Origin of the sequence: Streptomyces europaeiscabiei (assembly GCF_036346855.1) — a bacterium.
GTDB classification, from domain to species: Bacteria; Actinomycetota; Actinomycetes; order Streptomycetales; family Streptomycetaceae; genus Streptomyces; species Streptomyces europaeiscabiei.
This window is the reverse complement of record NZ_CP107841.1, coordinates 6,659,560-6,684,535: the sequence shown is the minus strand read 5'-3', so window position 1 is coordinate 6,684,535 and position 24,976 is coordinate 6,659,560. Positions and strand designations below refer to the sequence as shown.

At 72.2% G+C, this 24,976-nt stretch carries 22 protein-coding genes; 11 read left to right on the top strand and 11 right to left on the bottom strand.

Features of this window, described 5'->3' with window-relative positions:
* Positions 1-213 precede the first annotated feature (213 nt).
* Positions 214-558 (bottom strand): hypothetical protein, encoded by a 345-nt coding sequence (locus OG858_RS29325; RefSeq protein WP_086746917.1) that lies wholly within the window; start codon positions 556-558, stop codon positions 214-216.
* Between the two features lie 110 nt (positions 559-668).
* On the opposite strand from OG858_RS29325, the gene OG858_RS29320 reads away from it, so the two are divergent.
* Positions 669-989, top strand: coding sequence for a hypothetical protein (locus tag OG858_RS29320; protein WP_256960218.1), 321 nt, complete (start codon positions 669-671; stop codon positions 987-989).
* A gap of 157 nt (positions 990-1,146) precedes the next feature.
* On the opposite strand, the gene hutH is transcribed toward OG858_RS29320, so the two are convergent.
* The 4 genes from hutH to OG858_RS29300 all read right to left on the bottom strand — a co-directional run bounded on the left by hutH (position 1,147) and on the right by OG858_RS29300 (position 6,567).
* Positions 1,147-2,685 (bottom strand): histidine ammonia-lyase, encoded by a 1,539-nt coding sequence (gene hutH, locus OG858_RS29315; protein ID WP_319069521.1) that lies wholly within the window; start codon positions 2,683-2,685, stop codon positions 1,147-1,149.
* Positions 2,686-3,111: 426 nt separating this feature from the next.
* Positions 3,112-4,284 carry a GGDEF domain-containing protein gene (locus tag OG858_RS29310; RefSeq protein ID WP_319069514.1) on the bottom strand — a complete coding sequence of 391 codons (1,173 nt, stop codon included), beginning with the start codon at positions 4,282-4,284 and terminating at the stop codon, positions 3,112-3,114.
* Positions 4,285-4,951: 667 nt separating this feature from the next.
* The gene (locus tag OG858_RS29305) at positions 4,952-5,791 is read right to left on the bottom strand and encodes an enoyl-CoA hydratase/isomerase family protein (protein ID WP_319069628.1); all 840 of its coding nucleotides are present in this window, start codon (positions 5,789-5,791) and stop codon (positions 4,952-4,954) included.
* Positions 5,792-6,222: 431 nt separating this feature from the next.
* Positions 6,223-6,567 (bottom strand): hypothetical protein, encoded by a 345-nt coding sequence (locus OG858_RS29300; protein WP_327724807.1) that lies wholly within the window; start codon positions 6,565-6,567, stop codon positions 6,223-6,225.
* A 16-nt stretch (positions 6,568-6,583) separates the two neighbouring features.
* Between OG858_RS29300 and OG858_RS29295 the strand changes: the two genes are divergently transcribed.
* Positions 6,584-7,288 carry a hypothetical protein gene (locus tag OG858_RS29295; RefSeq protein ID WP_327724806.1) on the top strand — a complete coding sequence of 235 codons (705 nt, stop codon included), beginning with the start codon at positions 6,584-6,586 and terminating at the stop codon, positions 7,286-7,288.
* Positions 7,289-7,515: 227 nt separating this feature from the next.
* Here OG858_RS29295 and OG858_RS29290 read toward each other — a convergent pair whose 3' ends face one another.
* Together OG858_RS29290 and OG858_RS29285 are read right to left on the bottom strand one after the other, a co-directional pair.
* Positions 7,516-8,679, bottom strand: coding sequence for an adenylate/guanylate cyclase domain-containing protein (locus tag OG858_RS29290; protein WP_046706527.1), 1,164 nt, complete (start codon positions 8,677-8,679; stop codon positions 7,516-7,518).
* Positions 8,680-8,879: 200 nt separating this feature from the next.
* On the bottom strand, positions 8,880-9,767 hold the full coding sequence (locus OG858_RS29285) for a biotin--[acetyl-CoA-carboxylase] ligase (protein WP_328544270.1): 888 nt from the start codon (positions 9,765-9,767) through the stop codon (positions 8,880-8,882).
* Positions 9,768-10,075: 308 nt separating this feature from the next.
* Between OG858_RS29285 and OG858_RS29280 the strand changes: the two genes are divergently transcribed.
* From OG858_RS29280 to OG858_RS29265, 4 genes are all read left to right on the top strand, one after another.
* Positions 10,076-11,665, top strand: a complete 1,590-nt coding sequence (locus OG858_RS29280; protein ID WP_327724805.1) for an acyl-CoA carboxylase subunit beta — start codon at positions 10,076-10,078, stop codon at positions 11,663-11,665.
* Between the two features lie 27 nt (positions 11,666-11,692).
* Positions 11,693-11,902, top strand: coding sequence for an acyl-CoA carboxylase epsilon subunit (locus OG858_RS29275; protein ID WP_327724804.1), 210 nt, complete (start codon positions 11,693-11,695; stop codon positions 11,900-11,902).
* Between the two features lie 72 nt (positions 11,903-11,974).
* Positions 11,975-12,103 (top strand): morphogenic membrane protein MmpB, encoded by a 129-nt coding sequence (gene mmpB, locus OG858_RS29270; protein ID WP_086754290.1) that lies wholly within the window; start codon positions 11,975-11,977, stop codon positions 12,101-12,103.
* Positions 12,104-12,600: 497 nt separating this feature from the next.
* Entirely contained in the window at positions 12,601-13,224 is a 624-nt protein-coding gene (locus OG858_RS29265) for a nucleoside triphosphate pyrophosphatase (protein ID WP_319270015.1), read from the top strand.
* A 105-nt stretch (positions 13,225-13,329) separates the two neighbouring features.
* Here the strand turns inward: OG858_RS29265 and OG858_RS29260 are convergent, their stop codons facing one another.
* Positions 13,330-13,824, bottom strand: coding sequence for a hypothetical protein (locus OG858_RS29260; RefSeq protein WP_319322224.1), 495 nt, complete (start codon positions 13,822-13,824; stop codon positions 13,330-13,332).
* Positions 13,825-14,216: 392 nt separating this feature from the next.
* Between OG858_RS29260 and OG858_RS29255 the strand changes: the two genes are divergently transcribed.
* Both OG858_RS29255 and OG858_RS29250 read left to right on the top strand, forming a co-directional pair.
* Entirely contained in the window at positions 14,217-15,989 is a 1,773-nt protein-coding gene (locus tag OG858_RS29255) for an acetyl/propionyl/methylcrotonyl-CoA carboxylase subunit alpha (protein WP_327744904.1), read from the top strand.
* A 234-nt stretch (positions 15,990-16,223) separates the two neighbouring features.
* On the top strand, positions 16,224-16,790 hold the full coding sequence (locus tag OG858_RS29250; RefSeq protein WP_086750927.1) for a TetR/AcrR family transcriptional regulator: 567 nt from the start codon (positions 16,224-16,226) through the stop codon (positions 16,788-16,790).
* Between the two features lie 93 nt (positions 16,791-16,883).
* Here the strand turns inward: OG858_RS29250 and OG858_RS29245 are convergent, their stop codons facing one another.
* Positions 16,884-17,891 (bottom strand): DeoR/GlpR family DNA-binding transcription regulator, encoded by a 1,008-nt coding sequence (locus OG858_RS29245; RefSeq protein ID WP_086750926.1) that lies wholly within the window; start codon positions 17,889-17,891, stop codon positions 16,884-16,886.
* Positions 17,892-17,989: 98 nt separating this feature from the next.
* Positions 17,990-19,438: an NAD(P)H-quinone dehydrogenase gene (locus OG858_RS29240; protein ID WP_037694517.1), complete on the bottom strand. Its 1,449-nt coding sequence runs from the start codon at positions 19,436-19,438 to the stop codon at positions 17,990-17,992.
* A 189-nt stretch (positions 19,439-19,627) separates the two neighbouring features.
* Between OG858_RS29240 and OG858_RS29235 the strand changes: the two genes are divergently transcribed.
* The 3 genes from OG858_RS29235 (at position 19,628) to OG858_RS29225 (ending at position 22,992) form a co-directional block, all read left to right on the top strand.
* Positions 19,628-20,065 carry a gamma-glutamylcyclotransferase gene (locus OG858_RS29235; protein WP_037694514.1) on the top strand — a complete coding sequence of 146 codons (438 nt, stop codon included), beginning with the start codon at positions 19,628-19,630 and terminating at the stop codon, positions 20,063-20,065.
* A 129-nt stretch (positions 20,066-20,194) separates the two neighbouring features.
* The gene (locus OG858_RS29230; protein ID WP_086750925.1) at positions 20,195-21,019 is read left to right on the top strand and encodes a purine-nucleoside phosphorylase; all 825 of its coding nucleotides are present in this window, start codon (positions 20,195-20,197) and stop codon (positions 21,017-21,019) included.
* Between the two features lie 341 nt (positions 21,020-21,360).
* Complete coding sequence (locus tag OG858_RS29225) at positions 21,361-22,992, top strand: phospho-sugar mutase (RefSeq protein WP_328544271.1); 1,632 nt, start codon at positions 21,361-21,363, stop codon at positions 22,990-22,992.
* Positions 22,993-23,092: 100 nt separating this feature from the next.
* Here the strand turns inward: OG858_RS29225 and OG858_RS29220 are convergent, their stop codons facing one another.
* Positions 23,093-24,880, bottom strand: a complete 1,788-nt coding sequence (locus OG858_RS29220) for a hypothetical protein (protein ID WP_328544272.1) — start codon at positions 24,878-24,880, stop codon at positions 23,093-23,095.
* Positions 24,881-24,976: the final 96 nt, after the last annotated feature.

Genomic DNA, 24,976 nt, shown 5'->3' with positions numbered 1-24,976 from the left:
CCGAATCCCCAAAACCCCGAAGATCCCCGTAAGCACTTAAACACCACTACGGCACTGAGCCGTTCCGCTCTGGCGGATATGTGGGGTACGCCACTCCACCCGCATCGGATCGACGACGACCCGGCGGCGGTGCACAAGTGACTGGTGTGCCCCATGAGACGAAGAAACCCCGGGCGGCGGTTGCCGCCCGGGGCCATCGAATTCCCCAGCAGCTCAGCCGCGCACGTCTTCCTCTTCGCCCTCTCCGTCATCATCCTCGTCGAGACCCCATTCCGGCGAATCGGGGTCGTAGTCGATTCCCTCACTGCTCCAGGAGGCCTGGGCCAGTTCGACCCCAGGCACCTCTCCGACCAGGTCGAACGGGTCGACCAGATAGGCGAGGGCCTCCGCCGTGTCCTCCGTCACCGCGCTCTCGGCGTGTACCCGTTCATCGGCGGGCATATCGGAGTCGGCCGCGATCCGCCGAAGAGCGGCCCCGGTGATGGCTTCCACGTCTTCGACCTCCACCACCAATTCAACGCGAAGCCGGACAAACTGTGATGTCTCCGTTGTACTCATGCTCCGGAGCGTACGGCTCACAGGTCACGCGACTTTCCCACGACCCGCGCCTTTCATTAGCATCGCTCTCTACGGCCAATTCACCAGCTCCACAAGGGGATCGATATTCCGTGTCCGTCGCACGTCGCGCGTCGTCCACCGCCCGCCGATCGTTGCTGACCGCCACCGCCGCGGGCACCCTTCTGGGCGCCCTCTGGTTCGTGCCGTCCGCCAACGCGACCCAGGAGGCGGCCATACGCGAACAGACGACCACGACGACGGCCGACACGGACACGACCACCGGCGACAACCGCGAACTGGCCGACACCGGCAGCCCCAACACCACGCCCTACGTCATCGGCGGCACGACCATGCTGGGCCTGGGCGCCGCCTTCATCGCCTACTCGATCCGCCGCGAACGCGAGGATTTCGAGCCGGTAGGGGGCGCGTAGTCGTCCGGTGTGGGGGGCTCTGATCACGCAAGGGCCATAGGGCCATAGGTCCTTAGGGGCGCGTTGAACTGCGCGACCAGCCCCCACCGAACCCGCGGACGGGGGCCGAAGGGGCACAGCCCCTGGGGATGGGTAGGGGCGGCGGGGGCGAGAAGACTCAGGCGAGCGGCCCGGTGACAGACTCCGCCGCCACCACCAACCGCCCGTCCCGCACGAACGCGTCGGCCAGCGCCAGATCGGGCGCGAGGAACCGATCCGCCCCCGGCCCCTGCACCCCGGCCCCACGCACAGCCTCGACCACCGCCCGAGTCGCCGGCGCGGCCACCAGCCCCTCCCGCAGCTCGACGCCCCGCGTCCCGGCGTACAACTCCACAGCCAGCACCCGCGTGAGGTTGTCCACGGCGGTCCGCAGCTTCCGCGCCGCGGCCCACCCCATCGACACATGGTCCTCCTGCATCGCGGACGACGGAATCGAGTCGGCGGAAGCCGGCACGGCGAGCCGCTTCAGCTCACTCACCAGTGCGGCCTGCGTGTACTGCGCGATCATCAGCCCGGAGTCGACCCCGGCGTCGTCCGCGAGGAACGGCGGCAGCCCGTGCGACCGGTTCTTGTCGAGCAGGCGGTCCGTCCGCCGCTCCGCGATCGACGCGAGATCCGCCACCGCGATCGCCAGGAAGTCGAGGACGTACGCGACCGGCGCACCATGGAAGTTGCCGTTGGACTCGACCCGCCCGTCCGGCAGGACGACGGGGTTGTCGACCGCCGCCGCCAGCTCCCGCTCGGCGACGAGCCGTGCGTGCGCGAGAGTGTCGCGACCGGCCCCGGCCACCTGCGGAGCGCAGCGCACGGAGTAGGCGTCCTGCACGCGGGGCGCGTCGTCCTGGTGGTGCCCGGTGAGCCCCGACCCCTTCAGCACGGCGAGCATGTTGGCCGCGGAGGCCGCCTGGCCGGGGTGCGGGCGGATGGCGTGCAGTTCGGGGGCGAGGACCCTGTCCGTGCCGAGCAGGGCCTCCAGGGAGATCGCGGCGGTGATGTCGGCCGAGGTGTACAGCCTCTCCAGGTCGGCCAGGGCCATCACCAGCATGCCGAGCATGCCGTCGGTGCCGTTGAGGAGGGCCAGCCCCTCCTTCTCGCGCAGCTCGACCGGGGCGATGCCGTGCTCGGCGAGCAGCTCACCGGCGGGCCGTACGACCCCGTCCGGGCCCTCGGCGTCGCCCTCACCCATCAGCGTGAGCGCGCAGTGGGACAGCGGAGCCAGGTCGCCGGAGCAGCCCAGGGAGCCGTACTCGTGGACGACGGGGGTGATGCCGGCGTTGAGGACGTCGGCCATGGTCTGCGCGACCTCGGGCCGTACGCCGGTGCGGCCGGAGCAGACGGTCTTGAGCCGCAGGAACATCAGCGCGCGAACGACCTCGCGCTCCACGCTCGGCCCCATGCCGGCGGCGTGCGAGCGGACGATGTTGCGCTGGAGCCGGGCCCGCAGTTCCGGGCTGATGTGCCGGGTCGCGAGGGCGCCGAAGCCGGTGGAGACCCCGTAGACGGGCTCCGGCTTGGCCGCCAGCGCGTCCACGATCTCGCGGGCCGCGGCGAGGGCGGCCACCGCCTCGTCGGAGAGCTCGATCCGGGCGCCGGCGCGCGCCACGGCGAGGACGTCGGCCGCGGTGACCCCGGACGTACCGAGGACCACCGTGTCCACAGAGTGCATATCCATATTCAGGATCGTAGGGACTGAATCGCCGAATGTCACGACCGAAGGAGGGAGGGGCTCCTTACCTCGTCGTACGACTGCGTCCAGGAGCGGATCGCGAACCCGCGCCCACCGGCCGGTCCGCTATCCGCGTAGATCAGAAACTGATCAGAGAACGGTCGGAGAATGATCCGGGGTTGATCAGAATCCCCAGGTCAGGGCCTTGGCGGCACACCCCTGCGAGTAAGGTCGAAGTACCGGACGACGAAGAGCCGAGCTCCTCCCCGAGCCACCCCGCCCTCTCCCCCTCTCCTTCTTCATCTCCCTCTTCCCGTTCCTCCGTCTTGCGGACCACAGACCGGCCCACGGCCCACTCCCCCCTTGGCCGTGGGCAGCCCGGGGCCGCGCGCGACTCGACCCGCCGCGCGGCCCGCCCTAGGACCGGCGCCCTCGAATGCGGCGCCGGTCCCCCGGGTGCGCGGGATCGGCCGGCGCGGGCGGCCGGTCGGCGAGTCTGACCACCGGGTCCTCGGCGCCGCCCTTCCCCTCACGTCCCGCGACGACCGGCTCGACGGAACCCGCGGCCTTCGCCCGGTACTGCGCCGCGTCGGCCAGCCGGAAGAGCCGGCGGGCCGAGCGCAACGGCCCGATCGGATCCCCGGTGGAGGCAACGCCACAGGCAACCCCGTCACCCGGTTCCAGCTCCCTCGCCCGCACACAGAGGTCACCGGCGACCCGTACCACCTCGTCCGCGGACGGCCCCACCGCGAGCAGACAGAACTCGTCCCCGCCGAGCCGCGCGACCAGCACCCGGGGCAGCTCGGCCGCGCAGCGCGACAGCACCGAGCCGAACCTCTCCAGCAGCTGATCGCCCATCGCGTGCCCGTAGGAGTCGTTGACCTTCTTCAGGCCGTTGAGGTCGCACACGACGAGGCTGATCACCGTGCCGTCGCGCCGGTGCGCCTCCATCGCCTCGTCGAGCCGACGGTCGACGGCGCGCCGGTTGCCCAGCCCGGTGAGGGGGTCGGTGAAGGCGAGCCGCCGGGCCTCCTCCAGCCGCTCGGACTGCGCGAGTCCGGCCGCCACGACCGAGGCGAGCACGGTCGCGAAGGAGGCGTCGTCACGGTGGAAGACGGGCTCCCCGGCGGGCCGGGCCACATACAGTTCGCCCCACGCCCGGCCGTTCAGCACGACGGGCGCCACCACGCAGCAGCCGCGACCTCGTCGACGCAGTGCGGCGACCCGCTGATGGCAGTAGCCGCCGGGCCGTCGCCCGGCGACCGGCCCGGCGGCCGTCTCCACCCAGGCGTTGGGCTCACCGCCCTCCAGCCACCGCTCATGCAGGAACTCCGCGATCTCCGGGAACTCGTGCACCGGGTAGGTCTCGTCCTCGGGGAACTCGTCCTCGTCCGCCGCCCGGTTCCCCACGTTCACGAGCACCCGCAGCAGCCCACGTTCCCGCTCCCACACGGACAGCGCGGCGAAGCTGCCCGACAGGGCCCGACACGACCCGTCCGCGGCCGCCCACCATGTCTCCCGCGACGTACGCGCCCCAGCCATCCCACGCGCCAACGCCACCACGGCCCTCAGCCGCCTGTCCTCTCCCATCACCCCAGGCTAGGGAGCTTTGCGGTGATTTGGGACGTTGGTGGGGCGAACAGGGGTACGGGTCATCGACGCCGCCCCTGGGTGGAGGGGGCGGCGCCTGCGGCGGACACAGCGGTGCCACGGGGCGTCGGCGCCAAGCACGGGTGCCGGTGGCGGGCACGGGGGCGCGGGCACCGGTGGCAGGCACAGGGACACGAGGGACTGGCGGCGGGCGGCGGGCGGCGGGCGGCGGGCGGCGGGCGGCGGGCGGCGGGCGGCGGGCGGCGGGCGGCGGGAGCACGGGTACCAGTGGCGCTGAGAGGGATCCGGGCTTCCATGGCGTCGGCACGGGCGCAGGCCGCCACTGGCACCGACGGGGATACGGGCTGCCGGCGGCGTCCTCGCGAATACGGGTCGGGGCCGCTGCCGACGAGCGCTATGCCCGTTACCTGTCCCGCCCGGCTCCGGGGGCCACAGCTACCCTCCCCTGCCCTTCGGGCTGCGGACGGGCCCCGCGTCACCCCCGCCCGATCAAGCACCTCGCAGGGCCAGGAGTCACCTCCCACCGTCGAGCGCAGCGCGGGCGCCCCTCCGCCACCCCCGACCTGGCGGGGCTCCGCATGAGGTCCGGGGAGCAGCCCGGCCCGTCCCACCCCTGCCGCTCGGGGACCACGGGCCGGCCCGTGGGTCACTCCCCCGGCCAGTCCGGCTTCCTCTTCTCGTTGAAGGCGGCCACACCCTCCGCCCGGTCCCCCGAGAACGCCACGGAACGCCATGCCGCGTCCTCGACCTCCAGCCCGGCCCGCAGGTCGAGCCCCTGCCCGAGCCGCAGCGCACGCTTGGCCGCGCGCAGCCCGACGGGCGAGTTCGCGGCGATCCGCGCGGCCAGCGCCAAGGCCTCCTCCCGGTCCCGCCCCTCCTCCACCAACTGGTCGACGAGCCCCAGCTCCCGCGCCTCCTCGGCCTGCAGCCGCCGCGCCGTGAAGATCAGCTCGGCGGCCCGCGCGGCCCCCACCCGACGCGGCAGCAACTGCGTGCCCCCACCGCCCGGGATCACCCCCACCGACACCTCGGGCAGCCCCACCACCGCCGTACGGTCGGCCACGATCAGGTCGCAGGACAGGGCGAGTTCGAAGCCGCCGCCCAGCGCGAAGCCGTGCACGGCGGCGATCGTGGGCATCGGCAGCTCCAGTACGCCGGTGTACGCCGCCCGTGCGACGGGCCGCTGCCGCACCAGATCGGCGTCACTGAACGAGTTCCGCTCCTTCAGATCCGCCCCCACGCAGAACGCCCGCTCATGCGTAGAGGTCACCACGGCCACACGCACGTCCCGGTCGGCGGCCAGAGCCCCACACGCCTCCGCGACGGAACGGGCCATGTCGGTCGACACGGCGTTCATGGCCTTGGGCCGATCGAGCGCGAGCTCGGCGACAAACCCATGCCGCCGCACGACAACGAAGTCCCCGAACCGCCGCTCCCCCTCACCCTCCGCCCCTACCGCCCGCTCCACTGCCGCACCGTCGCCCATGAAACCCTCCCGGTTAACGCGGGTTAACTCCTGCCGCCCCGATCATCGCAGCCGCCCCGAGCCGACGAAACCCCGGCCAGGACCCAGTCGGTACGGCTCGACAGAAACGCTTGGCGGCAGCGTCACCCGCGCGCCCGGCGCCCACCCCAACGAGAGCCACCGCAAGGTGGTCCATTGACAAACCCCGGCGATCTTTTCCACGTACGAGTGACATCCGGACCTTCTCCGGCCGCACCGCCCACAGCGGCGCATAACCTGCGCTCCGCCACAGGCGCACGGGGACACGGGCGCGCAGGGGAGGGACGAACCATGACGACGAACACGGCCACCAGGCCGACGCCGACCACACCACGAGCGCCACGGGAGCCAGCGGAGCCGGCTGAGCCAAAGGAGCCACCGACGGCCACTACGACGCCCACGGCACCGACGATCTACACACCGGCGGGTGCGCCGACGGCATCGGGGCCGATGGCTTCGTCCGCGCCGCAGGGGCCGTGGGGGACACCGGCGAGGTCCGCGGCAACAGCACCTTCCCCGCCACCCGGCTCACCGAGGCCGTCAACGTCGTCAAGGTCTGCGATGCCCTCCGGGCCCGCGGAGTCTGCGATGCCGTCGGCCACGCCACGGGGGCCGTCGGGGACACCGGCGAGGTCCGCGGCAACAGCACCTTCCCCGCCACCCGGCTCACCGAGGCCGTCAACGTCGTCAAGGTCTGCGATGCCCTCCGGGCCCGCGGAGTCTGCGAAGTCGTCGGCCCTCTGGAAACCGTCGGCCACCTCGGTGCGGCCGACGATGCCGTTCTCTCCCCTCGTCTCCGGGCCCTCGGCCGACCTCTCGTACCAGGCCGGCGGCGACCCCGGCCGGCCCGCGCCCCGGCCGCGAGGCCGGCACCGGCGGCCGCGCCCCCGGAAGCTGCTGTTCGCGGTGGGCGGGATGGCGCTGGCGGCGGGGGCGCTGAGCCTCCTGCGGCTGGCATCGGACCCGGCCGCCGGCGGCGCCGGTACGGCGGGCCCGGCGCCGACCGCGGCGGACGGGGTCACGGACGAGGCGGCCAACGCCGGTGCGACCGTGGGAGGCGAGCCCTCGCCCGACGCGGGCACCCCGACCGCCGACACCCCCATGGGCGGTGAAAACCCCGTATCGACACGGCCGCCGTCACCGGGAGCGACCGCCCCCACGCCGGCCCCTTCCACCGTCCCGCCCGCCCCCGCCATCGGTGTCGGTGTCGAGATCCCCTCCGCCCCCGGCGCCTACGACCTCGCCAGGACCCCGCCCGCCCCGGACACGCCCCCGGCGACCCGCACCCCGGATGCACCCCGCCCCACTCCAGCCACGCCCACCCGGCCACCAGCGGCAGCCCCCCAGCAGCCGACCGCCCCCGACCCCCAGCACTCATCGACCACCCCTGGCGACACGGCAACCCCCACGAAGCCCGCGAAGCCGGGCCTGTGCGTCCCGATCGTCGGCCTCTGCGTCGACGACGCCCTGGGCAGGTGACAGGGCACCCCCTGACCGGGGCCCGGCGGCCGTCGGCCTCGGCGGCCGGGCCCGACAGCGTCAGGAAGCTCACCAGCAGCCGCCCGGCTACGACAGCGGCAGAGTCCCGCCGACACCAGGACCTGCGGCGACGGCGGCAGGCACGCACGGGGCACAGGTGCGACTCCGAAGCAGTGGCACGGCTCGGCGGCCCGGCACCCCGGACCAGCCACCTGAGGCGCCCGCCCTCACGCCTTGCCCGGCCTCCGCGTGAGCAGCCACGGCTGGACCACGCCCAGGCCACGCACCGGGCGTTGCCACATGGGCTGGAGGGCGAAGCGGTAGGTCGGGGGTTCCTCGCCCTCCTTCTCCGCGGCGGCCGCGGCTTCGGCGGCCTCGGCCTCGGAGGCGGGGGCCTCGCCCGTGCGGGTCAGCTCCTCGGCGAAGGCGCCGTCGACGAGTACCGCGTCCTTCGGCGCTATCGACGTGAGCCGGCTCGCGAGGTTCACGGTCGACCCGAAGACATCGCCCATCCGGGTCGTCACCGTGCCGAAGGCCATGCCGACGCGCAGCTCGGGCATGGTCTCGTCGTTGGCCATGGTCTCGATGAGGCGCAGCGCGATCTCGGCCGCGACGCCCGCGTCGTCCGTGGCGTACAGGACCTCGTCGCCCAGGGTCTTGATGAGCCGCCCGCCGTTCGCCGCCACGAGATCGGCCGCCGTGGTCTCGAAGGCCTCGACCAGTTCCCCGAGCTCCTCCTCCTCCATACGCCGGGTGAGACGCGTGAACCCGACGAGGTCGGCGAAGCAGACCGCGAGCCGCCGGTCGACCATCTCCTCGTCGTCCGCGGCCTGCACGACCCGCCCGGTGGCGGCGGCGAGCTGCCGCCGCCAGACGTAGACGAGGAACTCCTCCAGCTCCGGCAGCAACAGCTCGATCAGCGGATACGTCACCTCGGTCCGGGTCATCCCCGGCTCCGGCGGCTCGGTCAGGCCCTCCAGGAAGGAGTCGATCTGCCACTCGGCGAGCCGCGCCGTGGTCTGCCCGGTCGAACGGGCCACCTGCACCGCCATGGCCTCGCTCAGCAGCCCCGCCTCCACGAGGCCGGCGAGCCGCCGCAGCGCGAGTACGTCCGCCTCGGTCAGGGCCTTGGCCTGGCCGATGTCCGCGAAGCCCATGGCCCGCCAGAAACGGGACGCCAGTTCCATGGAAACGCCCGCGCTGCGCGCCGCCTGAAAGGGGGTGTACCGGCGCTCGGCCCCGAGGATCAGCCCTTCGAGCCGCAGCGCCAGCGGGTCCTCCTCGTCGGCGTCCTCGCCGTGGGGCTCTCCCCGCTCGAGCGAAGCCGAGAGGGGGGGCGGCTCCACGCGGTCATCCGCGTCCGTGCCGGAGCCCGTGTCCTCGACGCTCACTCCTGCTGCCCTTCCGATCTCCCGCGGTCACGTACTCGACCGGCCTCAACTCTACGGCAGGTGTGCGCCAGCTCACTCCGTCAGGTGGGCCGAAGGGTGCGTACCCCTTCCGGTGCACGGAACCCGGCGTGCGCCGGAGCGCGAATCCCACTCCCGCCCGGTCCGACCCCCGGGTGCCCAAGCCCCACCGTCCCCACACGTCACACGGCCCGCAGATGCACGATGTCCCCCGCCCCCACCGGCTCCTGCACGCCGTCCGCCGTGGCGAGAACCAGCCGCCCGTCCCCGTCCACGGCCACGGCCTCCCCGACGACCGACCGGTCCCCGGGCAGCTCGGCGCGCACCTTCCGCCCCAAGGTCGCGCACCCGGCGGCGTAGGCCTCCTGGAGACCGCTCGCCGACGGGTCGCCGTCGGCGGCACGCCACCGCCCGTACCAGTCCTCCAGCGCCCGCAGCACGGCCCGCAGCAGCGGATCACGGTCCGTTGTCACGGCTCCGGCGAGAACCAGGGACCCGGCGGTGGGCACCGGCAGCTCGTCCTCCCGCAGGCTGACGTTGATGCCGATGCCCATGACCACCCCCTCCGCACCCGCCCGCTCCGCGAGGATGCCGCCGGCCTTGCGCTCCTGCCCATCCACAGTCACCAGCAGGTCGTTGGGCCACTTGAGTGCCGTGTCGATTCCGGCGGCCCTGGCCAGCCCGGTCGCCACGGCGACGCCGGTGAGGAGGGGCAGCCAGCCCCAGCGTTCGAGGGGGACCTCCGCAGGCTTGAGGAGCACGGAGAAGAAGAGCCCGGAGCGCGCGGGCGCCGTCCAGGTGCGGTCCAGCCGCCCGCGCCCGGCGTTCTGCTCCTCGGCGACGAGCACCGCGCCCTCGGGCAGCCGCTCGGCGCGCCCCGCGAGGTCGGTGTTGGTGGAGCCGATGGCCGACACCACGTCGAGGGAGCTCCACAGCCCTCCCTCCCGCACCAGCGCCCGGCGCAGGGAGGCGGAGTTGAGGGGCGGCCGGCCAAGGTCGGACCAGCGGTTCGACCTCGGCTCATCGGGCCCGTTGGACGGGTCTCCTTGTGCACCTGGTGGTGTTGTCATGCAACCCACCCTAGGTTTGACATCCTCCGTCCCCGGCGAAGGGCACGGATTCCAGCCCTGACGGCTGAGGTTCACGGGCGTTCGATCACTCTCGTGACGTCACCCCTCCGGCGTGTCCCGCCGCGACGCGCTGATCATGCGGCCGGAAGGGGTGGGGAGTGTGGTAAACGCCGCACTGCCGAACGGTAGGCACAGCACTACGCTACGGATGAGTAACCCCACACACTTCTGAGCACGTACCCAGCACGCACCGAGCAGCAAGTACCGATCCCTCACGTCCCCATGAGCAGGCAGGGAGCCACATCCCGATGTCCGAGCCGGAACAGATCGACATTCACACGACCGCGGGGAAGCTCGCGGACCTGCAGCGCCGTATCGACGAGGCGACGCATGCCGGCTCCGAGCGCGCGGTGGAGAAGCAGCATGCCAAGGGCAAACTGACGGCCCGTGAGCGCATCGATCTGCTCCTCGACGAGGACTCCTTCGTGGAGTTCGACGAGTTCGCCCGCCACCGCTCCACCGACTTCGGCATGGAGAACAACCGCCCCTACGGCGACGGTGTCGTCACCGGCTACGGAACCGTCGACGGCCGCCCGGTCGCCGTCTTCTCCCAGGACTTCACCGTCCTGGGCGGCTCCCTCGGCGAGGTCTTCGGCCAGAAGATCATGAAGGCGATGGACTTCGCCCTCAAGACCGGCTGCCCCGTCATCGGCATCAACGACTCCGGCGGCGCCCGCATCCAGGAGGGCGTCATGGCTCTCGGCATGTACGGCGAGATCTTCCGCCGCAACACCCACGCCAGCGGCGTCATCCCCCAGATCTCCCTCGTCGTCGGCCCCTGCGCGGGCGGCGCGGTCTACTCCCCCGCGATCACCGACTTCACCGTCATGGTCGACCAGACCTCGCACATGTTCATCACCGGCCCGGACGTCATCAAGACGGTCACCGGCGAGGACGTCGGCTTCGAGGAACTGGGCGGCGCCCGCACCCACAACGCGACCTCCGGCGTGGCCCACCACATGGCGGGCGACGAGAAGGACGCGATCGAGTACGTCAAAGCGCTCCTGTCCTACCTCCCCTCCAACAACCTCAGCGAACCCCCCGCGTTCCCCGAACAGGCCGACCTCACCCTCACCGACGAGGACCGCGAGCTGGACACCCTCGTCCCCGACAGCGCCAACCAGCCCTACGACATGCACACCGTCATCGAACACGTCCTGGACGACGCCGAGTTCTTCGAGACCCAGGCCCTGTTCGCGCCGAACATCCTCACCGGCTTCGGCCGCGTCGAGGGCCACCCGGTCGGCATCGTCGCCAACCAGCCCATGCAGTTCGCCGGCTGCCTGGACATCGACGCCTCCGAAAAAGCCGCCCGCTTCGTGCGCACCTGCGACGCCTTCAACGTCCCCGTCCTGACCTTCGTCGACGTCCCCGGCTTCCTCCCGGGCGTCGGCCAGGAACACGACGGCATCATCCGCCGCGGCGCCAAACTCATCTACGCCTACGCCGAAGCCACCGTCCCCCTCATCACCGTCATCACCCGCAAGGCCTTCGGCGGCGCCTACGACGTCATGGGCTCCAAGCACCTCGGCGCCGACCTCAACCTCGCCTGGCCCACCGCCCAGATCGCCGTCATGGGCGCCCAGGGCGCCGTCAACATCCTCCACCGCCGCACCATCGCCGCCGCCCCCGACGACGAACGCGAGACCGTACGCGCCCGCCTCATCCAGGAGTACGAGGACACCCTCCTCAACCCCTACACCGCAGCCGAACGCGGCTACGTCGACGCCGTCATCACCCCCTCCGAAACCCGCCGCCACCTCGTCCTCGGCCTGCGCCAACTGCGCACCAAGCGGGAATCCCTCCCCCCCAAGAAGCACGGAAACATCCCCCTCTGACCACCCCCAACCCTGCTGGGAGCCGACATGACCATCAAGGTCGTACGGGGCAACCCGACCCCGGAGGAACTCGCCGCCGCCCTGGCGGTGGTCCGCGCCCGCGCCGCAGCGGCAACCACCGAGCCACCCGGCGCACCCACACCCCCCGACGCCTGGTCCGCCCCCTCCCGCATCACCACCCACCGCCTGCCGGCCCCGGGCCCCACCACGTGGAGCCGCACCTACTGGCCCGGCTGAGCGGAACCGCCTCTACCAAGTTGAGTACGCGTACTCAGGCGTCCGGCCCCCCGGGCGACGCACCATCGCAGCATGCTCTGGTCCGACCCTGAGAACGAGCCGCCGAAGGAACTGCGCGACACGCAGGCCATGCTTCGGCGGCTCGGCGTCATCATGGCCATAGCCATGCTCCTGGCCATGCTCGTCCTGGGCATCCTCTGACCGTCGTACGACGCGCAGCCCGTACGACGTGCACCTCATACGGTGAGTGGACCGCATACGACGGGTGGGCCCGTACGACGACCGCACTCCGTACGGCGGGTGGGCCTGGTACGCACGGAACGCGGGGCCGATGCCGATGCGCCGCAGTCCCGACGTCCCGGTGGCCGCGTACGGCGGGAAGGCGGTGTGTCGGGGGTGTCCGTTGCGGTTGGGCGCGACAAGCCCTCCAGCCTCCCAGCCGACCGGTTCCGCGCCGTTCCGAGGACGGACACCCCCGGCGCGCCCCCGACCCACCCACGGAAACCCCGGGCGCCGCGCCCCATCAGGGGCGCGGGGTTGTATCGATATGCGGCTCCGCAGCGTGGGCGCGACAAGCCCCCACCCACCCGCACCCGACGAACTCCCCCACGGCGAACGGACACACACCGCCCCGGTCGCCCCACCACCCGGGCCAGACACCCGAACCGGCCAACCGCCGGAGGCAATACCCTGGCCCCATGACCGCCCCGCACCCCCGCCGCCGCCTCGTGCTCGCCTCCCAGTCCCCCGCCCGGCTCAACCTGCTGCGGCAGGCCGGCCTCGCCCCCGAGGTGATCGTCAGCGGCGTGGACGAGGACGCCGTCACGGCCCCCACGCCCGCCGACCTCGCCCTGGCCCTCGCAGAGGCCAAGGCGTCCGTCGTGGCCGCGAAGCCCGAGATCAAGGGCGCCCTGGTCATCGGCTGCGACTCGGTGCTCGACCTCGACGGCGAAGCCTTCGGCAAGCCTGCCGACGCCGAGGAGGCCACCGCCCGCTGGAAGTCCATGCGCGGCCGCGCCGGCACGCTCCAGACCGGCCACTGCGTCTACGACACGGCCACCGACCGCCACACCTCCGCGACGGCCTCCACGGTCGTCCACTTCGGCGACCCCACCGACGAGGAGATCGCCGCGTACGTCGCCTCGGGCGAGCCCCTCCACGTGGCGGGCGCGTTCACCCTCGACGGCCGCTCGGCCCCGTTCATCGACGGCATCGAGGGCGACAACGGCAATGTCATCGGCCTCAGCCTGCCCCTGCTCCGCCGCCTGCTGGCCCAACTGGGCGTAGGCATCACAGAGCTGTGGACGCCCCGCGAGAAGTGACCCGGACGGTCACGAAGCACTGGGCGCCGGAGACCGGACGGTCACGAAGCACTGGGCGCCGGAGACCGGACGGTCACGAAGCACTGGGCGCCGGAGACCGGACGGTCACGAAGCACTGGGCGCCGGAGGAACGGCCGGAGCGGCCTGCTCCGGCCCACCGGGCCCACCCGCGTCGCCGGATCCACCGGGCGCCGCGTCGGCCACCCCGTCCTGCCGGTCGTACGTCATCAGCGTGAGCAGCACGAGCCCCAGCACGGCCATCATGAACGCGAAGGCGCCCCACCCGACCAGTCCCACGGTGAGCGCCCCCAGCAGCCCGTGCACGACGGCCACGCTGATGAGCAGGATCTTCCCGAGCCCGGCGGCAGGCCGGTCGCGCACGGCGACGAGCAGGGCGATCACGCCACAGAAGACGAAGTAGAGGCCGAAGACGACACCGCCGGCCTTCGTGGAGACGGACATCGCGTCCGGATCCAGCCCGGCGAGGGACATCTTCTGCCGGTCGACGACCGTGCCGAGGAACCACTGCAGCCCGGCGATTCCGAGCCCTTCCGCGAACAGCACGAACGCCGTGACCACCGCCACCGGTCTGCGGATCACCGGCCCCACCCACTTCCACTCTCGTCCTGCTGCTCTCAGCGCCTCGCACGCCCACCTCGTTACCCCAGGTAGGTGTTCGAGACATCGCGAACGCTACTAACGGGTAAACCCCGGGACAAGGGTTCTTACGAGAGCAAAGAATCGTTGGGCCATTAGTAGGGACTCCACAAAGAAACCCAACCTGCCGCAGCACGGCCGCACAGAGACCTTGACCACATCAGAGGGCTAGGGTTTCCGCATGGAGTCCTGCGCAATGCTGTGCGACAAGGGATTTCGCGGGTTGAGCGAGCCTCTGTTCACGCTCCGTGTGGGCAAGCTCACCATTGTGGACGGGTCGAAACGCCGTGTCGGCAGTCCCTAAACTCGGCTTGTTTCAAGGAGAGGGAGCCATCGTGCGCAAGGTGTTGATCGCCAACCGAGGCGAAATCGCTGTCCGCGTCGCCCGGGCGTGCCGGGACGCCGGGATCGCGAGCGTGGCCGTGTACGCCGATCCGGACCGCGACGCGCTGCATGTGCGGGCTGCGGACGAGGCGTTCGCGCTGGGCGGTGACACTCCGGCGAGCAGCTACCTGGACATGGGCAAGGTGTTGCAGGCGGCGAAGGACGCCGGCGCGGACGCGGTCCACCCCGGTTACGGTTTCCTCTCGGAGAACGCGGAGTTCGCGCAGGCCGTGCTGGACGCGGGTCTGATCTGGATCGGCCCGCCGCCGCAGGCGATCCGCGACCTGGGTGACAAGGTGGCGGCCCGTCACATCGCCCAGCGCGCCGGCGCGCCGCTCGTCGCGGGCACCCCCGACCCGGTCTCCGGCGCCGACGAGGTCGTGGCGTTCGCCGCCGAGCACGGTCTGCCGATCGCGATCAAGGCCGCCTTCGGCGGCGGCGGGCGCGGCCTGAAGGTCGCCCGCACCCTCGAGGAGGTCCCGGAGCTGTACGACTCCGCGGTGCGTGAGGCCGTCGCGGCGTTCGGGCGGGGCGAGTGCTTCGTGGAGCGCTACCTCGACAAGCCCCGCCACGTGGAGACGCAGTGCCTGGCCGACTCCCACGGCAACGTGGTCGTGGTCTCCACCCGTGACTGCTCCCTGCAGCGCCGCCACCAGAAGCTGGTCGAGGAGGCCCCGGCCCCCTTCCTGTCCGAGGCGCAGAACGAGCAGCTGTACGCGGCGTCGAAGGCCATCCTCAAGGAGGCCGGCTACGTCGGCGCCGGCACGGTGGAGTTCCTGGTCGGCGTCGACGGCACGATCTCCTTCCTGGAGGTCAACACCCGCCTGCAGGTCGAGCACCCGGTCACCGAGGAGGTCACCGGCATCGACCTGGTCCGCGAGATGTTCCGCATCGCCGACGGCGAGGAACTCGGCTACGACGACCCGCCGCTGCGCGGCCACTCCTTCGAGTTCCGCATCAACGGCGAGGACCCCGGCCGGGGCTTCCTGCCCGCCCCCGGCACCGTCACCACCTTCGCCCCGCCCACCGGCCCCGGCGTCCGCCTGGACGCGGGCGTGGAGTCCGGCAGCGTCATCGGCCCCGCCTGGGACTCCCTGCTGGCCAAACTCGTCGTCACCGGCGCCACCCGCCAACAGGCCCTGCAACGCGCCGCCCGCGCCCTGGACGAGTTCACCGTCGAAGGCATGGCCACCGCGATCCCCTTCCACCGCGCAGTGGTCAGGGACCCGGCGTTCGGCCCCGAACTCACCGGCGGCCAGGACCCCTTCACCGTCCACACCCGCTGGATCGAGACCGAGTTCGTCAACGACATCAAACCCTTCGCAGCCCCCACCGACACCGACACCGACGACGACACCGACCGCGAGACGATCGTCGTCGAGGTCGGCGGCAAACGCCTGGAAGTCTCCCTCCCCGCCGCCCTCGGCATGACCCTGGCCCGCACCGGCCTCGCCGCCGGCGCCAAACCCAAGCGCCGCGCCGCCAAGAAGTCCGGCCCCGTCGCCTCCGGCGACACCCTCGCCTCCCCCATGCAGGGCACCATCGTCAAGATCGCCGTCGAGGAAGGCCAGGAGGTCAAGGAAGGCGACCTCGTCGTCGTCCTCGAAGCCATGAAAATGGAACAGCCCCTCAACGCCCACCGCTCCGGCACCATCAAGGGCCTCAACGCAGAGGTCGGCGCCTCCATCACCTCCGGCGCCCCCATCTGCGAAATCAAGGACTGACCCGTACGTGGAACCCCCGCGCCCCATCGCTTCCGGGGGCGCGGGGCGGTGTCGACACGCGGCTCCGCCGTGATCGCTTCCGGGGGCGCGGGGCGGTGTCGACACGCGGCTCCGCCGTGTGGGCGCGATCAGCCCCACCCCGCACCCGCGCGACCACCCCCGTCACCCGAGCTCTTAGGCTGAACCCGCCACCCGGCGAAGAGAGCAGGTGACCCCTTGCCGACCACCCGCCCGATGCGAGCCGATGCGCGCCGTAACCGCGACCGCCTGCTCACGGAGGCCCGCCTCGCCTTCGCGGCCCACGGAACCGCCGCCCCGCTCGAGGACATCGCCCGCCGGGCGGACGTTGGCATCGGCACTCTCTACCGGCACTTCCCCAACCGCCAGGCCCTCCTGAGCGCGGTCTTCGAGGAAGCCGTTCGTGACCTGCTGAACCGCGCGCAGGAGCAACTCGACGCGGCCCGACCCTGCACCGCACTCGTCTCCTGGCTGCGCGACATCATCACCCACGCCGGCGAATACCGCGGTCTCGCCCAGGCCCTGATGACGGTCTCGTACGCGGACTCCCGCGCCGCGGACGAGAATCCCTCGGACCTGGCCCGGTGCTGCGCCCCCATCCGGGAGGCGGGCACCGCCCTCCTCCGGCGGGCGCAGCACGCCAACGCCGTACGCGACGACGTGTCCATCGGCGACCTGCTCCAGCTCACCCACGCGATCGCGCTGGCGGCCGAGGAAACCCCGGACGACCCGGAGTTGGCCGACCGCCTGCTGACGTTGACCTTGCGCGGCCTGAAGCCATGACCGGTGAGAGGCCCCCGCCGGCCTGACCGCGGAGCGATCGGGCGTGGCCGGCCGACGTGACCGGTGAGAAGCCCGGCGGACGTACGCGCGGCGCTACCGGCGCCGCAGGTCCGCGACGCGGGCCGCCCGCTCCCGCTCCCGTTCACCGGTCGGCGACTGCTCCCCCAGGACCGTGGCGGTGCGCAACTGCGGCGCGGTGCCGTGGACCTGGTTGCGGCGGGGCCCCGGGAGGGGCATGTCCCGGCGCGACGGGCGCGCCGGGACGGGATCGCCTCCCGTACCACCGCCGCCCGCCGCCCCTGCCACGGAGATCTGCACGCCCTGGTCGGCCAGGGCCTGCAACTCGGTGAGCGCGCGGTCGTCGTGGCCGGGCGGGTCGTCGGTGACCAGCCGGGTGATCACATCGGTCGGCACCGTCTGGAACATCGTGTCGGTGCCGAGTTTGGTGTGATCGGCGAGGACGACGACCTCGGCGGCGGCCTGGACCAGCGCGCGGTCGACGGACGCCGACAGCATGTTGGACGTGGACAGACCGCGCTCCGCGGTCAGTCCGCTCCCGGAGAGGAAGGCCTTGGAGACGCGCAGCCCCTGGAGGGACTGCTCGGCACCGGAGCCGACCAGGGCGTAGTTGGAACCGCGCAGGGTGCCGCCGGTCATCACGACCTCCACACGGTTGGCGTGGGCCAACGCCTGGGCCACCAGCAGGGAGTTGGTGACGACGGTCAGCCCGGGGACCCGCGCGAGCCGGCGTGCCAGCTCCTGCGTGGTGGTCCCCGCCCCGACCACGATGGCCTCGCCTTCTTCGACGAAGCTCGCGGCGAGGTCGGCGATGGCCGTCTTCTCGGCGGTCGCGAGATGAGATTTCTGCGGAAAGCCGGACTCCCGCGTGAACCCGCCCGGCAATACCGCACCGCCGTGCCGGCGGTCGAGGAGTCCTTCTGCCTCCAGAGCGCGCACGTCCCGCCGTACGGTCACTTCGGAGGTCTGGACGACGCGGGCGAGCTCACGGAGCGACACCGCTCCGTTGGCCCGCACCATTTCGAGGATCAATTGACGACGTTCTGCAGCGAACACGAAACTGACAGTAACGCCAACGACCATCTGCTTTCAGCAGTTTGCGCCGAATAGCAGAAGTTGTTCGCAGTGTGGGGCGAGAAGTGATATAGGGGTCTTCCGGGACGGAAGCCGCCGGACGATCGTCAGACGCCGTCGCCGGACTTGCGCGTGTGGAGCTGGCGCGCGACCTCTGCGATCGAACCCGACAGGGACGGGTACACAGTGAACGCGTTCGCGATCTGTTCGACGGTCAGGTTGTTGTCGACCGCGATCGAAATGGGGTGGATCAGCTCCGAGGCACGCGGGGAGACCACGACACCGCCCACGACGATGCCGGTGCCCGGCCGGCAGAAGATCTTGACGAAGCCGTCCCGGATGCCCTGCATCTTGGCACGCGGGTTGCGCAGCAGCGGCAGCTTCACCCCGACGGCGTCGATGACCCCGGTGTCCAGGTCGGCCTGGGTGTAGCCGACGGTGGCGATCTCGGGGTCGGTGAAGACGTTGGACGACACGGTCTTCAGGTTCAGCGGGGCCACGGCGTCGCCGAGGAAGTGGTACATGGCGATGCGGCCCTGCATGGCGGCCACGGAGGCGAGCGCGAAGACACCGGTCACGTCGCCGGCGGCGTACACACCGGGCGCACTCGTCCGGGAGACCTTGTCGGTCCAGATGTGCCCGGACTCCTTGACCTTGACCCCGGCCTCCTCCAGGCCCATCCCCGCACTGTTGGGGATGGCACCGACGGCCATCAGACAGTGCGAGCCACTGATGACCCGTCCGTCCGCGAGCGTCACCTCGACCCGGTCCCCCACCCGTTTGGCGGACTGGGCGCGGGAGCGTGCCATGACGTTCATACCGCGCCGCCGGAACACGTCCTCCAGGACTGCGGCGGCGTCGGGGTCCTCGCCCGGCAGGACACGGTCACGGCTGGACACGAGCGTGACGCGCGACCCGAGCGCCTGATAGGCGCCGGCGAACTCGGCACCGGTCACACCGGACCCGACGACGATCAGCTCGTCGGGCAGCTCGTCCAGGTCGTAGACCTGCGTCCAGTTGAGGATCCGCTCACCGTCGGGCTGCGCGTCGGGCACCTCACGCGGATGGGCGCCGGTGGCGATGAGTACGGCGTCGGCGGTCAGTGTCTCCTCGGACCCGTCGGCGGCGCGCACCACGACCTTGCGCGACCCGTCCAGATCCTGCTGCCCCTGCAGCCGCCCGCGCCCGCGCATGACCCGCGCGCCGGCGCGCGTCACCGACGCGGTGATGTCGTGCGACTGCGCCAGCGCGAGCCGCTTCACACGCCGGTTGACCTTGCCGAGGTCCACCCCCACGACACGCGCGGGCGTGTCGATGTGCGGGGTGTCGTCGGCGACGATGATCCCCAGCTCCTCGTAGGAGGAGTCGAAGGTCGTCATCACCTCGGCCGTCGCGATGAGGGTCTTCGACGGCACGCAGTCGGTCAGCACCGACGCCCCGCCCAGACCGTCGCAGTCCACGACGGTCACCTCCGCGCCGAGCTGCGCGGCCACCAGCGCCGCTTCATATCCGCCGGGTCCGCCACCGATGATCACGATCCGAGTCACGTACTCCATTGTCCCGTACGGAGGCCGAAGCCACTGCGCGGGGGTCCCGGGAGTGGCGGGCGATCGGCCCGCAGGGCCGTCACAGGAGCGCGGGGAACCGCGCCACCAGCCACAACGCCCCCGCACCCGCCGATCGACCGAACCCCCGGGCCGCTGGTGACCCGGCCCCGGGCGGAGCGCTCCCGTACGCTCTCCCCCATGTCGCTCTACGCCGCCTACGCCGGCAACATGGACTCGCGCCTGATGTCCCGCCGGGCCCCCCACTCCCCGCTGCGCGCAACCGGCTGGCTGAACGACTGGCGGCTGACCTTCGGCGGCGAGCACATGGGCTGGGAGGGCGCACTGGCCACGGTCGTCGAGGCGCCGCGCTCCCAGGTCTTCGTGGCGCTGTACGACATCGCCCCCATGGACGAGGACGCGATGGACCGCTGGGTCGGCGTCGGCCTGGACATATACCGCCGGATGCGGGTCCGCGTACACACCCTGGACGGCGAGGAAGCGGCCTGGGTCTACGTCCTCAACGGCTACGAGGGCGGCCTGCCCTCGGCCCGCTACCTGGGCGAGGTGGCGGACGCGGCGGAGTCGGCGGGCGCGCCCCACGACTACGTGATGGAACTGCGCAAACGCCCCTGCTGAGGAAGCCGGCCGAGGGGCGCGAGACACCTCCCGCGCCCGGACCCGCTGTTGGAAACGACAAGACAACGATCCCGATCCGGTGAGCCTCGCCATCTACGCGCGTAGGCTTCGACCGGATACCCTCGTCGCGTGAACGCATCTCTCCTTCCGGACGACATCCAGGGCGACCCGTACGCCGCCGCCGACGCCGCCGCCGCGCGCCTGCGCGAGCTGACGGGCGCCGAGACCCACGACGTCGCGCTGGTGATGGGCTCCGGCTGGGCCCCGGCCGTGGACGCCCTCGGCGCCCCCGAGGCCGAGTTCCAGGTCACCGAGCTGCCCGGCTTCCCGCCGCCGGCGGTCGAGGGCCACGGCGGCAAGGTCCGCTCGTACAAGATCGGTGACAAGCGCGCGCTCGTCTTCCTTGGCCGCACCCACTACTACGAGGGCCGCGGAGTCGCCGCCGTCGCGCACGGCGTCCGTACCGCCGTCGCCGCCGGTGTGAAGACGATCGTCCTCACCAACGGCTGCGGCGGTCTCCGCGAGGGCATGCGTCCCGGCCAGCCGGTCCTGATCAGCGACCATCTGAACCTGACGGCGGCGTCGCCGATCGTCGGCGCGAACTTCGTCGACCTCACGGACCTCTACTCCCCGCGCCTGCGCGCTCTGTGCAAGGAGATCGATCCCTCGTTCGAGGAGGGCGTCTACGCGCAGTTCACGGGCCCCCACTACGAGACCCCGGCGGAGATCCGCATGGCCCGCGTCATCGGCGCGGACCTGGTCGGCATGTCCACGGTGCTGGAGGCCATCGCCGCGCGCGAGGCGGGCGCGGAGGTGCTGGGTATCTCGCTGGTGACCAACCTGGCCGCGGGCATGACCGGCGAGCCCCTGAACCACGAAGAGGTCCTCCAGGCGGGCCGCGACTCGGCGACACGCATGGGTTCGCTGCTGACACGGGTACTGGACCGGCTGTAACGCCCAAGACATCGGAGCTCCGGTCCGTTGGCGTGTGCGGGTCCGGTGGGGCTGATCGCGCGGTTCCCCGCGCCCCTGAAAGACACAGGCCAGGCCCTGCGGGCCTGGGGAAGCATGGGGCACAGCCCATGCTTCCCCAGGGGCGCGGGGAACCGCGCGAGGAGCCCCCACCGGACCCGCAGACAAAGCACTCCCTCGGGGTCGAAGGGGCGTAGCCCCTGGGGGATGGGACGGGTAAGGCCGCGAGGGCGAGGACAATCAAGCCCGCACCTCCCGCACCTCCCACCCCTCAAGGACCCGCTCAAGGACCTGCACGAACAAAGAACGAGAGGTTGACCCCCGTGCACGACGACCTGATCGCCCGCGCCAAGGCGTGGCTGGCCGAGGATCCCGACCCGGAGACCCGGGACGAACTCGGCGGGCTGATCGACGCGGCGGACACGGCGGAGCTCACCGCCCGCTTCTCCGGCACCCTCCAGTTCGGTACCGCGGGCCTGCGCGGCGAACTCGGCGCCGGCCCCATGCGGATGAACCGCTCGGTCGTCATCCGCGCCGCCGCGGGCCTCGCCGCGTACCTGAACAAGCAGGGCGCCGGCGGCGGCCTCGTCGTCATCGGCTACGACGCCCGCCACAAGTCCGCCGACTTCGCCCGTGACACGGCCGCCGTGATGACCGGCGCGGGCCTGCGCGCGGCGGTCCTCCCCCGCCCCCTCCCCACGCCCGTCCTGGCGTTCGCCATAAGGCACCTGGGCGCGGTCGCCGGTGTTGAGGTCACGGCCAGCCACAACCCGCCGCGCGACAACGGCTACAAGGTCTACCTGGGCGACGGCTCCCAGATCGTGCCCCCGGCCGACGCCGGGATCGCGGCCGAGATCGACGCCGTACGCTCCCTCGACGACGTCCCCCGCCCCGACGCCGGCTGGGACACGCTCGACGACAGCGTCCTGGACGCCTATCTGGCCCGTACGGACGCGGTCCTCGCGCCCGGTTCCGCCCGCACCGCCCGCACGGTCTACACGGCCATGCACGGTGTCGGAAAGGACACCCTGCTGGCGGCGTTCGCCCGCGCAGGCTTCCCGGAGCCCGTCCTGGTCGCCGAGCAGGCGGACCCGGACCCGGAGTTCCCGACGGTCGCCTTTCCCAACCCGGAGGAGCCCGGCGCGATGGACCTCGCCTTCGCGAAGGCCCGCGAGACGGACCCCGACCTGATCGTCGCGAACGACCCCGACGCCGACCGCTGCGCCGCGGCGGTCAAGGACGGCACCGACTGGCGGATGCTGCGCGGCGACGAGGTGGGCGCGCTCCTCGCCACCCACCTGGTCGCGCGCGGAGTGCGGGGCACGTTCGCCGAGTCCATCGTCTCCTCGTCCCTCCTCGGCCGTATCGCCGAGAAGGCGGGCCTCCCCTACGAGGAGACCCTCACCGGCTTCAAGTGGATCGCCCGCGTCGAGAACCTGCGCTACGGCTACGAGGAGGCCCTCGGCTACTGCGTCGACCCCGAGGGCGTCCGGGACAAGGACGGCATCACGGCGGCCCTCCTCATCACGGAACTCGCCTCGCGGCTGAAGGAGGAGGGCCGCACCCTCCTGGACCTGCTGGACGACATCGCCGTCGAGCACGGCCTGCACGCCACCGACCAGCTCTCGGTCCGCGTCCAGGACCTCTCGCTCATCGCCCGCGCGATGGAGCGGCTCCGCGAGCGACCGCCGACCGCGCTGGCCGGCCTGGCCGTCACCAGGGCCGAGGACCTGACGCGGGGCACGGACCGGCTCCCGCCCACGGACGGCCTGCGCTACACCCTCGAAGGCGCCCGCGTGATCGTCCGCCCCAGCGGCACGGAACCCAAGCTGAAGTGCTACCTGGAGGTCGTGGTGCCGGTCGCCGACCACGCCGGTCTCCCGGCGGCCCGCACGAAGGCTGCCGGTCTGCTGGCCGGGATCAAGCGGGACCTGTCGGCGGCGGCGGGTATCTGACCGCTCCCCGCCCCTGGCCCCGAACGCACCCGGGCCCCGACCGGATCACCGGTCGGGGCCCGGGTGCGTTCGGGCGGGCCGGGCCCGGCCGGGCGGGCGGTTACGGCACCAGCACCAGCGCCGCCACCCACACCACGGCCAGCACCGCGCCCAGCGGCCACAACGGCAGCCCCCGGTTCTCGTACTCCCCTTCGGGCCGCAGGGCGGGCTCCCGCCACATGGCGGTGATCTCGGCGGCGGTCCTCTCGTAGGGGTGGACCAGACGCAGCTTCCGCTCCAGCCCGCGCCAGCGCTCCGCCCGGACGGACCAGGGCGTGAACGACTCCTGGCTGCTGTCCACCGTCAGCACGGCACCGGCGCACCGGACGGTCATGAGGTGGTCCCACTCGATGTGCCGGGACCGGCTCCAGCCGCTCAGCCACAGGCCCGAGCGGTCGGCGGTGATGCGCCAGGCCAGCATCTGGGGCAGCACCAGGACTCCGAAGAGGCCGATGACGCCACCGAGGACGTACTGCTTCAGCCCGTCCGGGTACAGCCCGACGGCGGCCACCGCGGCGATCATGAAGAGGGCGGCGGTCCGGTCGGCCCACCCCGCCCGCCAGCGCCGTACGGCCACCGGCTCGTCGCCCAGCCGCGCCCTGCTCTCCGTCACGGCCGTGGCACGCAGCTCCTCGTGGACCGTGTTCCGCCTCGCCCTGACCCGCTGCGCGGCGACCCGACGCCGTACGGCCCGGTCGGACAGCGGTCGCACCGGCCCGCTCGAGGACTCGACGACCGGTTCCGTGGGCGAACCGCCCACGTCATCGGCCTCGTCGGTGCCGCCGGGCTCTCCCGGCTTCTCCAGGTCCACCGGACCCGGGGACTCCGTCTTCTCCGTCTTCTCCGCCGCGCTGACGATCACGATCTCGGCGCCCTCGTGGGGCGGCCCGTACAGCACGGCCTCGCGCAGGGAACCGGGCTGTTCGTCGTCATCGTCGACGTCCTCGACGGCGTCGAGGAGTTCGTCCCGCTCCTCCCGGCCGATGCCTTCCTCGACCTCCTCGTCGCTCTCCTCGTACCACTCCTCGGCCGCGACGGTGAACAGCGGCCGCAGTGCCTCCACGTCGTCGGCGGCGAAGACCTCGGCGTCCCCGTCGGCGCCATCGCGTACGAGCACCCGCAGCACCGGCACGGGAGCGCCCCGCAGTGCAGCGGCCCGGCGGCGCCCCAGCCATCCGGAGAGCAGCGAGGTGAGCCCCCAGCCGACGACGAACCAGCCGACGAGGGTGACCTCGTGCCGGTCGGTGGCGAGGTCCCGGCCGGAGGCGAGGGCGAGCAGGCCCGCTCCGAGTACGGCCAGCACACAGCCGGAGCCCATGAGGAACCGGCCGCGCCGCAGCGGCCCCGCCTCGTCCGGCACCGTGGCGGTGGCCCCCTCGGCGGCCACCAGAGCCCACTGCCGCTGGAGTCTGCGCTTGCTCAGCCGGACCTCGGCCGCGGCCCAGGTGAAGGTCACGGCGATGAGGCCCACCAGGGTCGGCACATCGCGTGATCCCCCGTACCAGGCCAGCAGGAGCATGAGCGCCGGCGCCGAGAGCCGTACGACCTCGGGCCTGAGCAGGGTCCACACCAGTTGCAGCGGGACCAGTACGGCGAGGGCTGCGGGCACCTCCGCGAAGTTCGCCAGCCAGAAGCCGACGATCAGACCGCCCGGGACCACGGCGAGGAGGTGCAGGGGGCGGGTCCGGGTCGGCACCCATACGGGCGGCCGGGTCCGCGCCCAGGCCTCCAGCTTCTCCCCGCTCCAGGCGACGCAACCCTCGGGCACGGCGGTCGTGGGCAGCCGGTGCGGGGGTGAGGGTGGGGGTGGGGACCCGGGCTGCGGCCGGGGCTCAAGGTTCGTACTCATCGTTCTGTGGACACTCCGGCCGCCATCGTGGTTACGCCGTTCGTCGCGCGCGATCCGACGCGATCCAAGCGGACCAAGCTGTGAAGGCGGGACGCA